The sequence below is a fragment of the Rhizobium sp. 01T437 genome, assembly GCF_056398505.1.
This window is the reverse complement of record NZ_JBFTPM010000007.1, coordinates 220,243-234,943: the sequence shown is the minus strand read 5'-3', so window position 1 is coordinate 234,943 and position 14,701 is coordinate 220,243. Positions and strand designations below refer to the sequence as shown.

14 protein-coding genes and 1 riboswitch are annotated in these 14,701 nt (G+C 61.3%); of the genes, 4 read left to right on the top strand and 10 right to left on the bottom strand.

From position 1 onward, the window contains the following. Nucleotides 1-2: 2 nt before the first annotated feature. Nucleotides 3-1,049 (bottom strand): cobalamin biosynthesis protein CobW, encoded by a 1,047-nt coding sequence (cobW, locus tag AC1DM5_RS17125; RefSeq protein ID WP_477823295.1) that lies wholly within the window; start codon nt 1,047-1,049, stop codon nt 3-5. Between the two features lie 4 nt (nt 1,050-1,053). Then, nucleotides 1,054-1,566, bottom strand: coding sequence for a bifunctional adenosylcobinamide kinase/adenosylcobinamide-phosphate guanylyltransferase (gene cobU / locus AC1DM5_RS17120; RefSeq protein ID WP_477823294.1), 513 nt, complete (start codon nt 1,564-1,566; stop codon nt 1,054-1,056). 352 nt (nt 1,567-1,918) lie between these two features. Continuing rightward, a riboswitch (cobalamin riboswitch) is annotated at nt 1,919-2,313 on the bottom strand. Between the two features lie 207 nt (nt 2,314-2,520). Between cobU and AC1DM5_RS17115 the strand changes: the two genes are divergently transcribed. Continuing rightward, nucleotides 2,521-4,311: a chloride channel protein gene (locus AC1DM5_RS17115; RefSeq protein ID WP_477823297.1), complete on the top strand. Its 1,791-nt coding sequence runs from the start codon at nt 2,521-2,523 to the stop codon at nt 4,309-4,311. Nucleotides 4,312-4,386: 75 nt separating this feature from the next. Here the strand turns inward: AC1DM5_RS17115 and AC1DM5_RS17110 are convergent, their stop codons facing one another. Both AC1DM5_RS17110 and AC1DM5_RS17105 read right to left on the bottom strand, forming a co-directional pair. Next, nucleotides 4,387-5,454, bottom strand: coding sequence for an adenylate/guanylate cyclase domain-containing protein (locus tag AC1DM5_RS17110; protein ID WP_477823293.1), 1,068 nt, complete (start codon nt 5,452-5,454; stop codon nt 4,387-4,389). Between the two features lie 236 nt (nt 5,455-5,690). Continuing rightward, nucleotides 5,691-5,990 carry a DUF1330 domain-containing protein gene (locus tag AC1DM5_RS17105; RefSeq protein ID WP_477823292.1) on the bottom strand — a complete coding sequence of 100 codons (300 nt, stop codon included), beginning with the start codon at nt 5,988-5,990 and terminating at the stop codon, nt 5,691-5,693. Nucleotides 5,991-6,094: 104 nt separating this feature from the next. Between AC1DM5_RS17105 and AC1DM5_RS17100 the strand changes: the two genes are divergently transcribed. Then, complete coding sequence (locus AC1DM5_RS17100) at nt 6,095-6,616, top strand: MarR family winged helix-turn-helix transcriptional regulator (RefSeq protein ID WP_477823291.1); 522 nt, start codon at nt 6,095-6,097, stop codon at nt 6,614-6,616. A 16-nt stretch (nt 6,617-6,632) separates the two neighbouring features. On the opposite strand, the gene AC1DM5_RS17095 is transcribed toward AC1DM5_RS17100, so the two are convergent. Both AC1DM5_RS17095 and AC1DM5_RS17090 read right to left on the bottom strand, forming a co-directional pair. Continuing rightward, nucleotides 6,633-7,403: an SDR family oxidoreductase gene (locus tag AC1DM5_RS17095; protein ID WP_113296733.1), complete on the bottom strand. Its 771-nt coding sequence runs from the start codon at nt 7,401-7,403 to the stop codon at nt 6,633-6,635. A 105-nt stretch (nt 7,404-7,508) separates the two neighbouring features. Then, complete coding sequence (locus tag AC1DM5_RS17090; protein ID WP_477823290.1) at nt 7,509-8,963, bottom strand: cobyric acid synthase; 1,455 nt, start codon at nt 8,961-8,963, stop codon at nt 7,509-7,511. A gap of 663 nt (nt 8,964-9,626) precedes the next feature. Between AC1DM5_RS17090 and AC1DM5_RS17085 the strand changes: the two genes are divergently transcribed. Both AC1DM5_RS17085 and AC1DM5_RS17080 read left to right on the top strand, forming a co-directional pair. Continuing rightward, nucleotides 9,627-10,625 carry a glycine betaine ABC transporter substrate-binding protein gene (locus tag AC1DM5_RS17085; RefSeq protein WP_477975309.1) on the top strand — a complete coding sequence of 333 codons (999 nt, stop codon included), beginning with the start codon at nt 9,627-9,629 and terminating at the stop codon, nt 10,623-10,625. A gap of 33 nt (nt 10,626-10,658) precedes the next feature. Further along, entirely contained in the window at nt 10,659-11,009 is a 351-nt protein-coding gene (locus tag AC1DM5_RS17080; protein ID WP_477823288.1) for a hypothetical protein, read from the top strand. 6 nt (nt 11,010-11,015) lie between these two features. Here AC1DM5_RS17080 and AC1DM5_RS17075 read toward each other — a convergent pair whose 3' ends face one another. The 4 genes from AC1DM5_RS17075 to AC1DM5_RS17060 all read right to left on the bottom strand — a co-directional run bounded on the left by AC1DM5_RS17075 (nt 11,016) and on the right by AC1DM5_RS17060 (nt 14,537). Beyond that, nucleotides 11,016-11,171: an entericidin domain-containing protein gene (locus AC1DM5_RS17075; RefSeq protein WP_007813980.1), complete on the bottom strand. Its 156-nt coding sequence runs from the start codon at nt 11,169-11,171 to the stop codon at nt 11,016-11,018. A gap of 180 nt (nt 11,172-11,351) precedes the next feature. After that, nucleotides 11,352-12,044 carry a molybdate ABC transporter substrate-binding protein gene (locus AC1DM5_RS17070; protein WP_477823287.1) on the bottom strand — a complete coding sequence of 231 codons (693 nt, stop codon included), beginning with the start codon at nt 12,042-12,044 and terminating at the stop codon, nt 11,352-11,354. Between the two features lie 78 nt (nt 12,045-12,122). Next, nucleotides 12,123-13,064, bottom strand: coding sequence for a LysR family transcriptional regulator (locus tag AC1DM5_RS17065; protein ID WP_477823286.1), 942 nt, complete (start codon nt 13,062-13,064; stop codon nt 12,123-12,125). Nucleotides 13,065-13,130: 66 nt separating this feature from the next. Continuing rightward, entirely contained in the window at nt 13,131-14,537 is a 1,407-nt protein-coding gene (locus AC1DM5_RS17060) for a peptidoglycan L,D-endopeptidase MepK (protein ID WP_477975307.1), read from the bottom strand. Nucleotides 14,538-14,701 lie beyond the last annotated feature (164 nt).

The window sequence follows — 14,701 nt, the reverse complement described above, 5'->3', positions numbered from 1 at the left end:
CCTTAGACCAGTGCCACGATCGCCTTGCGCACCGCGTCCTGATCCATCTCGTGCAGGCCGATGACGACAAGGCGCGTGCTGCGGGCTTCGCCCGATGCCCAGGCGCGGTCGAAATACTGGTCGATGCGGCTGCCCACGGCCTGCAGCTGCAGGCGCATCGGCTTGCCGGAGACATCGATGAAGCCCTTGAGGCGCAGCACATCATGCTCGGCGATAATGCCCTTCAGCTTCTCGACGAAACCTGATGTATCGGCGATAGCGCCGAGCTCGACGACGAAACTGTCGAATTCGTCGTGATCGTGCGAAGTACCATCCTCATGCTCCAGCTCGTGATGGGACTTGCGGTTGACGATATCGTCTTCCGTGCCGATGCCGAGGCCGAGCAGCACGCTTGCGGGCACCTCGCCATTCCTGGCCTCGATCATCACAGGCTTGCGGGCGATGCGCGAGGCGACTTCGCTCTTCACGCGACCGAGGCCGTCGGCATCAATGAGATCGGTCTTGTTGAGCACGATGAGATCGGCGCAGGTCAGCTGGTCCTCGAAGAGCTCCTCGATCGGGCTTTCATGATCGAGCGATTCATCCTCGACGCGGCGTGCATGGACAGCATCATGGTCATCGGCAAAACGACCTGCGGCAACAGCGGCGCTATCGACCACGGTGATCACGCCGTCAACGGTGACTTCGCTTCTGATGTCCTGCCAGTTGAAAGCGGCGACCAACGGCTGCGGCAAGGCAAGGCCCGAGGTTTCGATGACGATATGATCAGGGCGCTGCTCGCGCTCCAGGAGCTTGGTCATGGTCGGAATGAAATCGTCGGCCACCGTGCAGCAGATGCAGCCGTTGGTGAGCTCGATAATATCGTCCTCGGTGCAGTTCTCCGCCCCGCAGCCCTTCAGCACATCGCCATCAACGCCGAGATCGCCGAACTCGTTGATGATGAGCGCAATCTTCTTGCCGCCGGCATTGGTGAGCAGGTTGCGGATCATTGTCGTCTTGCCCGCACCGAGGAAGCCGGTGATGACGGTTGCGGGGATTTTCTGCTGCATGGATTTAACCCTTCATTTTCAGCGGCAGACCTGCCGCGATAAAATACACGTCGTCGGCCGAAGCCGCGATCATCTGGTGCAGCCGGCCGGCATGGTCGCGAAACTCCCGCGCCATGCGGTTCTCAGGCACGATGCCGAGGCCGACTTCATTGGAAACGATGACGAGCCGCGCCTTTGCCTGCGGTAGAAAGGCGGCAAGGGCGGCGGACTGGGCGGCGATATCGCGGCCCTCCATCATCAGGTTGGTGAGCCACAGCGTCAGGCAATCGACGAGGATCGCCCTATCCGCGCCATCGATGGCCGCAAGGCGCTCGGTGAGATCGAGCGGCTCTTCATGCGTGGTCCAGGAGGGGCCGCGGTCGGCCTTGTGCTGGTCGATGCGCGCCTGCATTTCATCGTCCCAGGCGCGGCCTGTGGCGATGTAGTGGCGGTCAAGGCCGCTTGTGGTGACGAGGTTTTCGGCGAAGCGGGATTTGCCCGAGCGGGCGCCGCCGAGGACGAAGGTGGCTCCGGTCATGACAACGCCGCCCTCGGAGGAAGGACGCGAAGCCCCTTACCTCCCTCATTCCTGTGCTTGTCACAGAAATCCAGTGCGCCCCAGTCCTGGGGCGCGGAACGCTCACTCAACGACGGCGTAGATTCATTCACTGCGCGGACGCGCCGTGGCTGGATTCCTGTGACAAGCACAGGAATGAGGGAGGAGAGGAAAGTGCGCGCCGGAACTACATCACCAGCAGGCGCCAGACGCATCCCACCAGGAGGTACCGAACCGACACCTTTCACACGCACCACCAGAGGCAGCGCTGAATCAAATCCTTCAGCCAAGACAACCTCCGTGCTGGCAGCGGGCAAACGGCCCAGTATGGGCATTATGCCCGGCACGGATGGCAGGTCTCCTGGCTCGCAGTTGTCGGACGCGACAGGGGCAGACCGTTTCCGGTCGCCCCTGGTCGTGCCAGCGGATCTGCCTCGCCTTCCCGGCTGCGTCTCGTGAAAAGGCGGACGATTCGTAGAAATAGAGGCGTCCTGCCCCGGCTGATCACGATGCATTCCAGTGGCTTTTCCGGCACTTCTTCCGCCTTGCCCGCTTGCATAATGCAAGACCGTCGGCGCAGCAGTCGAAATACCGGACGGAAGACCCTGACTGCTCTACAGTCGCGGGGTCGGCTGTGATGAAGGCGCCCGGCTTGGGTCCGCCCCGTCACATTCCCTTTTCATCCGGAAGGCGTAAGGCCGATCCGGAACCATCCATTATGTCAATTCATGGTTAGGCTTCCGCCCCGGGCATGTCAATCGGCGCACTGGGCGCACACAGAGCTCATCTCGACTTACACTACCGATATTATCGTCTTTAATCAAAGGTTTACGTCACAAAAACTTTACGGCCCAGTCGGTATTTTGCCGCAATTGCCGCTCATGCGGATGCCGGCTCCGCCCTTGACCCCCACTCCTGCCGCCTAGTTTCCCCATGATGCTCTCCCGAATGGATATTCGCCGCCTCGGCCCTCTCGGCACCGTCTTTGATCCGGGACGCCTGCGCACGCTCATCCGCCACAGCGAAATGGGCATGGTCTTTGCCGGCGCGCTCGTCGGTATCGCCTCGGGGCTTGCGGTCACCGCCATGAGCTATGTCTCGGAAGAGATGCACAGGCTGATCTTCGGTATAGACGGCACGACGAGGCTCAGTGCCTCGCAAATCGACAGCAAGTTCTTGCTGATGACCGCCCCGGTTGCCGGCGGCATGCTGCTCGGCCTGTTGATCTTCATTCTCGCCAGATGGCGCAAGAAGCCGATGGTCGACCCGATCGAGGCCAATGCCCTGCATGGCGGCCGCCTGTCGCTGACGGACAGCATCCTCGTCGCCATCCAGAATCTCGTGTCCAACGGTTTCGGCGCATCCGTCGGTCTGGAGGCCGGCTATACGCAGCTTGCGGCCGGCATCGCCTCGAAATTCGGCCTGAAGCTGCAGCTGCGCCGCTCCGACATGCGCGTCCTCGTCGGCTGCGGCGCGGCCGGCGCCATCGCCGCCGCCTTCAATGCACCGCTGACGGGCGCCTTCTATGCCTTCGAGCTGATCATCGGCACCTACACCATCGTCTCGCTGACGCCTGTCGTCGTTGCCGCCCTCGTCGCCACACTGGTCGCCCGGCTGCTCTCCGGCAGCGATTTCATCATCGATGTCGGCAGCTTCGGCGCTGTCCAGCCCGCCGATTACGTGCCGGCGATCGCCCTCGGCGCCTTCTGCGCCGGCATCGGCATCCTCATCATGCAGGGCGTCTCCTTCGTCGAGGAACTGGCGCGCAAAAGCTCCATCGCATTGCCCTTCCGCCCGGCGCTCGGCGGCCTCGTCGTCGGCCTGCTGGCGCTGGTCTCGCCACAGGTCCTCGCCGCCGGTCACGGCGCGCTGCATCTCAACCTCGCCCATGAAATCACCATTCCCGCGCTGATCGGCCTCTTCCTTCTGAAGTCGGTGGCATCGGCCATTTCGATCGGGTCCGGCTTCAGAGGCGGCCTGTTCTTCGCCTCACTCTTCATGGGTGCCCTGCTCGGCAAGCTATTCGCCTATTCCGCCCCCTATTTCGCCGATGCGACGCTGACACCCGTGATCTATGCCGTGGTCGGCATGAGTTCGCTCGCCGTCGCCGTCATCGGCGGGCCGCTGACCATGACCTTCCTGGCGCTGGAGATCACCGGCGACTTTCCGATTACCGTTCTGGTGCTCGCCGCCGTCATTACCTCGTCTCTCGTGGTGCGCACCACCTTCGGCTACTCCTTCGCCACATGGCGCTTTCACCTGCGCGGCGAAAGCATCCGCAGCGCCCATGATGTCGGCTGGATCCGCAACCTGACCGTCGACAAGCTGATGCGATCAGACGTGAAGACCGCAAAACTTGGAATGACGATGGACGAGTTCAAGGAGGCCTTCCCCATCGGCTCGACACAGCGCGTCATCCTCGTCGATGACGGCGACAAATATGCCGGTCTCGTGCTCGTGCCGGAAATCTATGCCAACCCCACCAGCGCGCAGGACGAAGCCCAGCAGCTGACCGATTTCATCCGCTACAAAAACGATTTCCTGCAGCCGCAGATGAACGCCAAACAGGCGGCCGCGATCTTCGACAAGACTGAAAGCGAAGCGCTCGCCGTCGTCAACAACCTCATCGAGCGCAAGGTAATCGGCCAGCTCAGCGAAAGCCACACGCTGCGCCGCTACAGCGAAGAACTCGACCGCCGCCGTCGTGAGGTCTCAGGCGAGATCTGAGGCATTTGCCGCTGAAGTCAGAAACACGCCGCCATTAGAGCTACGCATCAAACTTTCTGAAAATCGATTCCGATTTCAGGCCACGGCCGTAGTCGGTACCGCGAGCTTGAACACGTCCGCCCTCCTCGAAACACCACGCAATTCGAACGATCCCAGATGTTCGCAGGCGACACCGCAGGCGGCCGCGAAGCTTTCCGACATCAGAAGGGGCTGGCCGAGTTCGCCGCAGAGTTTCTCGAGCCGCGAGGCCTCGTTGACGGCCCTGCCGATCACGGTGAAATCAAGCCTGCCGCGGGCGCCGACATTTCCGTAGAACACCTCGCCGAGATGCAGGACAACGTCGACGCCGATATCAGGTCCGCCCTCGCGCGCCCGCTGACGATTAAGCGCCTCGTTCGCCTCCAGAACATTTCGGGCCGAGGCGAGCGCAGCCATGCAGGCCGTCTCAGTATCCTCGCCATCTTCACCGCCTGTCGGAAAGATCGCCAATACACTGTCGCCCATGAACTTGAGGATCTCACCGGAATTTTCCTCGACATGCCGGCCGATCAGCTCGAAATGCTCGTTCAGAAACCCGGCGATCTCACCGGGTTGATAGACCTCGGTCAACGCCGTGAAGTTTCTGAGGTCCGCAAGCAGGATCGCGGCATTGATGGCGCCTCCCGTTCCCCTCTGGACCTCGCCCGCAAGGATGCGCGCACTCGTCTTGGCGCCCGTGTAGACAGCAAGGATATCCGAGGCGGTTCGCGATGCCGCGATGCGGTAGCAGGCCAGCCCCAGTGCCGGGAAAAGCTTTGCGATGATGGTCAGCTGATCATTGGAAAATCCGCCCGGCCTGTCGCTTGTCAGGGACAGGCTGACCCCGCGCAACGCGGCCTCCTTCGGGAACTCCAGCAGGCTGACCAGATGATCCGTGCCGCCGCCAAGCGCGAATTCCGCAAGCTGCGGATAGTCGTCGACACCCTCCCCCTTGGCAAGGATCCAGCGCCCCGACGTTTCGCCTCGGCCCAGCAGATAATAGATCGGCGTCTTCTCGAAGCTCAGCTGCGCCGCGCTGCCATATTCGGCCCTCTCGATGGTGGTCGCGCCGCCGCGCACGAAATTGGCCGAGATGCCGGCATACATGGGATGAATGGATGGCATCGCGATACTGCCCCGCCAGATGGGAAAGCCATCCGCGATCAGCCGGTCGCACAAACCGGCAATGAGCTCACCGATATGCTCGCTCCTGATTCCCTCATCTATAAGCCACTGAATATGATCGTTAATTTTGGAACCTCCACATGGGCCGGCGCAATTCTATGATGGGAAATAGGGCGAATGGGCGGCAATACCGAACCGGCCTGCGACCTCAGGCAATGGCTGCGAGGCCAATGTTTCTAACCATCCATCCCGGCAACGATAACCGCGGGGCAGGCGAAGAGAGAACGATACCTGGCAAGACCTTCATTCGCCTGCCTCGCCTCCTCATACCATTCCCGGGCAATGGAGGCGGTGCGGAATTCGATGATCAGAAGCCTGTTCATCTGCCGGTTTCCCTGGACCGGCTGGACCCTGCCTCCCGGAGACCGGACGCGGCCTCCATGGAACGTCATATCCGACGATATGCATGCAAGATAATCATCGATCGCCTGATCTTTGATATCGGGATGGATTTCGAGAATGAAATAGGCGCTCATGGATCGCTGCCTCTAACAAGGGCCGAACAGCCATGCGAGAGTATCGACATGACGCTGACGATTCCTTAGAATATCGAAACAATTAGTTCGGAGATCTAAACGTTTTGCCGAAAAAGTCAACTGACCGCCTCGCGCGCTACATTCCGACGGTCCAGCTGTTTTCGGCCCGGCTCGGGCTGTTCCACCAGAAGGTGGCCGAGCAGGTGGGCTTGACCAGCACCGAATTCAAGTGCTTCCGGCTGTTGGAAAAACTCGGACCGCTGTCGATGACGGCGCTGTCGCGCGAGGTCGGATTGAAGATCGGTACGGTCAGCGGGCTGATCGACAAGCTGGAGGCGACCGGCTTCGTCGTCAGGCAACGGGATGAGACCGACAAACGCCGCCTTGTCCTGGTTGCCTGTCCCGAGGCCTCGGCACGCGCCACCCGGCTCTACGAGGTGCAGAGCGAGCCGGTCTCCGCGATCCTGGACTCCTACAGCGAGCCGGAATTCAACCTGCTGCTGACCTTCCTCACCGATCTCGGCAATATCTTCGCCCGGACCTCTCCGCCGTCGCTGAAAGAACCGCATCCCGAGCAGGCCTCCACCCACTCCGGTGAGAAGCCAAGAAAAACGCCGCAGGAATGAAGGCAGGCATCTCCGCTCACATCCTGACCGTCATGCCGCCGTCGACGGTCAGTACGTGGCCGTTGACAAAGGAAGCGGCACCGCTTGCAAGAAACAGCGCCGCGCCGGCGATCTCGTCCGGGCGGCCCCAGCGCTGGACCGGGATGCGCTGGCGCACAAAGGGCATCAATTCCTCGTTTGCAGCCATCGCCGCATTCGTCTCGGTCGCGAACCAGCCGGGCGCAATCGCGTTGCTGGTGATGCCATGCGGCCCGAATTCGACCGCCATGGCGCGCATCAGGCCGGTCAGGCCCTGCTTGGCCGCCGGATAGACGCAGTCGCCGGGCATTACGACATGGCCGCTGATCGAGGTCACCGCGATCAGGCGGCCGTAATTGCGTCGCTTCATCAGCACGGTTGCGTCCCGCGAAAGCGTTATCGCTGCGGCCAGATCGGTGCGCAGCAGTTCGATGATGGCATCGTCGTCGAATTCGGCTAGCGGCCGCCTGTCACGGGCGCCGACATTGTTGATCAGGATATCGAGACGGCCGTGGGTCTTTTCGATGTCGGCCATCAGCCCGCGCTGAGCCTCTCGGTCGGCGATGTCGAACGCGGCGGCTTGCGCCGTGCCACCAGCGGCGCGGATGATCCTTACGGCATCTTCCAGCGTCGCCGCCGTGCGCCCGGTGACGATGACATGCGCACCGGCCTCGGCAAGTGCGCGTGCCATCTCGAAGCCCAGGCCACGGCCGCCACCAGTCACGAGCGCCACCTGGCCCGCCAGTGAAAATCCATCCAGTATGCTCATGATCTTTATCGCTCTCGACTGGGTGCGTTGCAGCGATAATTAATGGACTCAGTCAACTAATTTGGCAATAGCAGACCGGGATCATGAACGCAGACCACATCCGGCCTAGCCGAGCAGCCCTGCAAGCCAGCGCGGGTCGAGATGTTGCTCCAGGCCGCCTGCGACCTCGTCGAGCGCCCGGTCGACGCTCTCGCGATAATTACCGCCTTCGCCTGAGAGGCCAAAGCTTTGAAGCAGCCGGGCGCGGTAGGCGTCGCTGCCGAAAAGGCCGTGCAGATAGGTGCCCATGATCCGGCCGTCGGTCGAAACCGCGCCATCCGCCAATCCATCCACGATCGCCGCCGGCCGTTCGCAATCAGCCCCTTGCGTGACGCCGAGGTGGATCTGATAGCCTGACAGCGGCACGTCATACTCCGTCGAATGGGCAGAGCTGTTGCGCACCGTCTTCTCCGGCGCCATCTCCGTCTCGACATCGAGCAGGCCAAGCCCTTCGATCTCTGTCGTCGCACCCTCGATGCCGAGCGGATCATGCACCTTGCGGCCGAGCATCTGGTAGCCGCCGCAAATGCCGATCACCCGGCCGCCACGGCGCACATGGGCGGCAAGGTCGCGGTCCCATCCCTGCCCTCGCAGATCGGCGAGATCCGATATGGTCGATTTCGAGCCCGGCAGGATGACGAGCGCTGCATCGGCTGGCAGCCGCTCGCCAGCGCGCACGAAGACGAGCTCAACGCCAAGCTCGGCCCGCAGCGGATCGAGATCGTCGAAATTGGCAATGCGCGGCAGCACCGGCACGGCGATCTTCAGCGCCCCTCGCTCTCCCTTCACCAGCCGCTCCAGAACGACGGAATCCTCGGCGGGCAGCCGCCCCGCCGCCTTCAGCCAGGGCACGACGCCGAAGCAGGGCCAGCCGGTGAAACCTTCGATGGCGCGGATACCGTCGCCGAACAGGCTTACATCGCCGCGGAACTTGTTGATTATGTAACCCGAGATCATCTTGCGATCCTCCTCGGCGAGAATCGCATGCGTGCCGACGAGCGAGGCGATGACCCCGCCGCGATCGATATCGCCGACGAGAACGACAGGTACATTCGCCCGCGTCGCAAAGCCCATATTGGCGATATCGCCGGCCCTGAGATTGATCTCGGCGGGTGACCCTGCCCCCTCGACGATGACGAGGTCGGCGCCATCGGACACTTTGGCGAAACTCTCCAGCACGGAAGAGAGCAGCTGCGGCTTCAGCCGTTGATAGTCGCGCCCCTTCGCCTGCCCGAACACCCTGCCCTGCACGATGATCTGGCTGCCGTTTTCCGACTGCGGCTTGAGCAGCACCGGGTTCATATGCACCGATGACGGTGTGCGTGCTGCGAGCGACTGCAGCCATTGCGCCCGGCCGATCTCGCCGCCGTCGTCGGAAACCGCCGCATTGTTCGACATATTCTGCGGCTTGAAGGGCCGCACCTTCAGGCCGCGATTGGCCGCCAGCCGGCAAAGCCCCGCCACCAGCACCGTCTTGCCGACATCCGAGCCGGTTCCCTGCAGCATGATGGCTCTGGTCATTGGCGCCTATCCGTGAAGTATTTCCGGCAGGCCTACAATGCGAGCAGACGCCCGGTCAACAGAGGGCCAGAAATGCGAAAACCGCGATCAGGCCATAAGCCCTACGCGGTTTGCCGTAAAAAACGCAGGCGCCTTCATCATTACGCAATGAAGCTCGCTTTTTCCGGGACGCAGTACCTGATCCGGAAAAGCAGCGGTTGTCCCCCGCCGCGTCACAACAGATAACGGCACATTCTTACCGGATGGTTATTGAAGGCCGGACCGGAGGCAAAATTCGACTTTTTTTGAACTTTTCCGATTTTCTCTCACTTGGAACCGCTTTCACCCCTCGCCACGAGCGTGCATTTCCGCCAATCGCACCCCAGGCTGCAATTTCATGAATCTGCCGGCATAAATTCTTCGAATTCAATAATTTAGTTACAGATACAACACGGAAAAGAGAGTTGATTTCTTGCAGCAAATCCGTAGGTTTGCTCATATTAAGCCATCGATAGAAATGGCCAGCGACGAGCCGCCGGACAACCAGACGAACGGCGCCGCACACAGGAAAAGCCCCGTGGAGCCATATTCCGGCCGTGGGCACCTGAAGCGGCGGAGAGATTTGTCGGCTAATTGCCTCGGTGCATGCGCGTTCGATCACATAAAAATTTCGGGGAACGTATAATGAAGACATTTTTCACGTCATTCATCCTTGCGGTCTGTTTTTATGCCGGACTGGCGGAGGCACAAGCTGCCGGATGCGGCAAGGTCTCGATCGCCGAGATGAGATGGGGCTCCGCCGCCATTGCCGCGAGCTTCGATAAATTCATCCTGGAAAAGGGCTACGGCTGCTCCGTCACCATCGTCGATGGCGACACGCTGCCGACCTTCGCCTCCATGAATGGCAGCGGCACGCCAGATATCGCCTCGGAATTCTGGGTGAAGGCGGTCAAGCCGCAGCTCGATGCCGCCATCGGCGCCGGCCGTCTGGTCAAGGGCGCCGAAATTCTTGCGGATGGTGCTGTCGAAGGCTGGTACATCCCGAAATTCATTGCCGACGCCAACCCGGATATTCGTTCCGTGCAGGATGCGCTGAAGCACCCGGAGCTTTTTCCCGATACCTATGATCCCTCGCGTGCGGCCGTCTATAATTGCCCGGAAGCCTGGGCCTGCGAAATCTCGACCAGCAATCTCTTCAGGGCGCTCGATGCCGAAAAGCTCGGCTTTGCGCTGGTCGACAGCCGGACCCCCAAGGATTTCGACGGTTCGATTGCCCGCGCCTTCGAAAACAAGGTCGGCTGGCTCGGTTATTACTGGGCGCCGACATCAGTCATCGGCAAATACGACATGAAACAGCTGGGCTTCGGTGTGCCGCACGACGAGGCCGAATGGAACGCCTGCACCTCGGTGCCTCATTGCGCCAATCCCAAGGTGAACGCCTATCCGGTATCGCAGGCATTCACACTGATGACCAGGGCTTTCGCCGATCGCTCCGGCCCGGTCATGAACTATCTGAACGCCCGCAGCTGGGATAACGAGACCATCAGCCAGGTGCTGGCCTGGCAGGATGAAAATGGCGAGGACAACGAGAATGCAGCCCTCTATTTCCTGCAGAATTATGAGGAGCTGTGGAGCCGCTGGGTCCCGGCCGATGTAGCCGAGAAGGTCAAGGCCAGTCTATAAACCTTGCTGACAACAAGGACTGGACGATTCGTTATGACTGGCACGGTGCCCTTCCCCGATCGCGATACCGTCGCGGAAAAACTCGCGGCGCTCTCGGAAACCGACAAATCCTACCTGTCGCTGCTCATGGAAAATCCGGCGCAGGACGATAACCTGCTCGCGGGTCTCTATCGGCACCTCGACCTCGCCTCCGCCGCGCGCCTTCTCAACTCGCTGAAGCTCGAAACCCTCGGCAAATGGATCGGCGAAGCTGCACCCGACCGGCTGCAGATCAGGCTCATGGAAGCGGCACGCTCCAGCCAGCACCCGGCCTATGCCGCATTCCGGACCGGGCTGACCCGATCCGGCGGCCTCGAAAAAGCCTATCCGACTTCAAAAATCTGAAAGTAATTATCTTTTCGCTGCGCGATCGACACTACGGCCGGCATCCTGCGTGGCATTGACGGCATTTGCCGTATCCCTGCCCACGCCACGGATCGTGTTGGCGCAGGAAGAAAGCGCGAGAAGGATCATCAAGGCGGATGCGATTTTACCCGTGGTCGTCATGTGCGAAATCCCTTTGTGAATTCAACCCCGAACGGCTGATGCCGTCCGGGCGGGATAACGCATTCGTGAGCGAAAAGTTCACCGGCTAAGAGCCTTTCTCCGGAGAAGGCCAACATCGTCAAACGCACTTCAGCAACCAGGGGCAACAGCCCGGGCCGATCGCGCCCATCAAGCACATATTCAGCTGCGCTCGACGCCCTTTGCCGCCAGAATATCGTCAATGGCTGCCGACATCAGAAACTCCGACAGCTGCCCGGCAGCGTCTGCATCCGTTGAATCGGCGCTGATGCCAATGGCAAAGTCGATGTAACTTTGCAGTTCTGCCGGAAACTTGCCGACGAGTATGACCTCGGGCGCGGCGGCGAGGATAGACGTCACGGGAACGACACCCAGCTCGGCCTCCCCGCGGCCGACGGCTACCGCCGTCTGCCCTCCTGCTACCGGCACCAGCTTGGGCTTCACCTCTTCGGCTATTCCCAACCGATCCAGCAAACCGGAGAAGTAGCCACCGCTGGTTCCGTCACTGGCATAGGCGATTGATCTGGCGTTCTTCAAGGCATGTTTGAATGCTTCCACGGAGCCAATGTCGAGCGGCGGGCTGCCTTCTTTTGCCGCCACTCCCATTGCTATCCGACCGAACGCGACCTGGCTTCCCGCCTTGACCTTTCCCAGGGCGGTGAGTTCCTCAATCAGATCAGGATTAGTGATGACGAGATCAAAGGGTTCACCAGCTTCAATCTGTTTCCTTACGGTCGGATTGAGCTCCCACCTGACCACGACCTTGCATCCTGAGATCGTTTCGAACCGGGAGATGACGGCAAGGACGGCGGGGCGGACCGCAACAGCGCCGAAAAGCCTGATTTGCTGATCCATGGCCTGACCGTCCTTGTAAGGTGGTATCTAAGCCTGCATTCCGCGTCTACGCGATCATTCCGTATCGCTCTCAGCCAATCAGGCAGCAGCCGCTTTCGACCTTTCGGCGAAGGATGCGCGGATGCTGTCGGCCACTGTCTCTATCGGCCCCGTCATCTGCGATGCCGTGAGCAGCTGGATATCGAAAGAGCCCAGTTCCGGCAGCCCTTCCTGGATACCGAGTATCCCCATGTCCTCGCTGACATAGGAGAGCGGCAGCGGCGCAATGGCGAGATCGGAGACCACGGCGGCGCGCTGCGCCATCGTGTGGGCGCTGAGATAGGCGACGCGATAGGGCCGCTTGTTGCGCTCAAGCTGGGTGATCGCCTCCTGCCGCCAGATGCAACCGTCTTCCCAGATCGAGATCGGCAGCGGTTCGCGCCGATGCGCAGAGCCGCATTTGGCGCCGGCCCAGACGAGCCGTTCGCGATAGACGACTTCGCCATTGGTGGGGAAAGGCCGCGTGGCACAGTTGATGAGCGCAAGATCGAGGCGCTGTTCCTCCATCCGCTTCTTCAGGCCGATGCTCATGTCGATCGTCACATCGACCATGATGCCCGGATAGATCTGCGCAAAGCTCTTCAGGATCTGCGGCAGCAGCCGCTCGCCGATATCCTCGGGCGCGCCGAGCCGCACCACGCCGCTGAGCTCGGGCATGATGAAGCGCGACACCGCCTCGTTGGAGAGCGCCAGGATGTTGCGTGCATAAGACAGCAGCATTTCACCATGCTGCGTCAGCGTCACCGAGCGCGCATCGCGGCGAAACAGCGTCACGCCAAGCTGCTCTTCAAGCTTCTTGATCTGCATGGAAACGGCCGACGGCGTGCGGAACACGGTCTCGGCTGCAGTCGAAAAATTACCGGTCTCTGCAATGGCCACGAAGGTGCGCAGCACGTCATTGTCGAGCAGAGGAATGGGACGGCGAAACGGGATTGTCATCGTCACATCTTTCAATTTTTCTGAATGAACAAGGATTATCATTCCATTTGATTGAAAGTCAATCTGCCCCTATTTCTGTAGGGCGACCACCATCGAGCCTATTTGAGTTCAGCCTTCGGTACCGAAACGGCTGGTCTTGAAGCTGGTTCCAGCCGCACCTGAAGCAACCGCCCTGCCCTCGCCGACACCCTTCGGATAGGTATTGCCGATCATGGCAGGCGCCGTGAGTTCAACTGATGTTTCCGGCGACCGCACTGCCCAGGCAATCAGCGCTCGTGCGGACATCTCGCCGACGCCACCCGAGACATGCTCCGACGCGGAGACCGGCAACACCGCTATCTGCTCGGCCGTCGGTGCGGGATGGGTCAGCCGGTCGGCGATACCTGAAGTATTGGCAGGCTTGCGACCGACGACGAACCGCGTGAAATCGGCCGGGGCCGGCTGGACGGATGCCAGCACCGGCGCAACCGCGGGCACAGGTGCGGGCGTCTCGCTTTCCACGGCCTCGATTTCAACAGGCCGCAGCATCGGCAGCGGAACGGTCAGTGAGGCAAGATCGGCAAAGGCCCGGTCGGCGACCGCCTTGTCCTCGGGCTTGGCAAGCTGCGGCGCCAGTCCGATCTCGGCCCGCTTCTGCGGCGTCGGCAGCATGGCGGTGACAAGGCTTCCAGTCACGACGGGATCAGGTGCCTTCACGGGTGCTGCTGCGCGTGCCGTCAGCAGAGCCGGTGCCGTTGCCTTTGGCGTTACAGGCGCATCGTCATCCTCATCTTCACCTGCGGCAATCTCGATCGGTGCGGAGCGGATACCCTTCTTGCGCTCGGCAAGCGCCACCTGATAGCCCGGAAGCGGCCGTCCGTCCGCCGGCAGGTGGATCGTGCGTCCGTCAGGGAAAAGCCGCGCCAGCTCCTGGCGCGACATGCGCGGCCAGGCGCGTACATTGCCGACATCGAGATGCACGAAGGGCGAACCCGATGTCGGGTAATAACCGACGCCGCCGATCTGCATCTGCATGGCAAGCGCGCGCAGCGTCGCAAGCTTGACGCCCGGAATGTAGAAATCCATCGCCTTGCCGAGCATGTGCTGGCTGCGCTTGGCGACACCGGTATTGCGCGAACGGTTGCGCAGCATGTTGTTGGTCGCCGGCGAACGATAGGCCGAAACGACGTGGATCGCCTCCTTCGCCCCGCTCTTGCGATAGACCTCCCAGACGAGGTCGAGCAGCCGCGGGTCCATCCTCGCCGGCTCGTTGCGCCGCCAGTCGCGCAGGAAACGATTGATCTGGTTGAGGCCGCGCTGGTCGAACTTGCCGTTGCGCTTGAAGACGATCGTCGCCCGCTCGCCCGTATGCGTGAAGTAGAGTTTCAGCGCCCTGTCCTCAGCCGCCGCCTCACCCGATCCGGCCAGGACAGCAAAAACGAAGGCCGCGGCGATCGCCATGCGATGGGCGACGACAGACAAAAACCACGCAGACGCGGTCGTCGGAATGGCGGCGATGGCTTGATGAAGGGACACAGACTTCGTCCTTGGTGCGAGACACGAAAACATCACAGGCACCGCACACGTGGGCGGCGTTAAGCCTTCATTATGGTCAACAGATCCTTAAGAGTGGGTTTATGAGCCACGGACTATATGAGGCGCTGTTTCAAGGAGATGCCGTCCTGCGGCTCTCCAGTTGC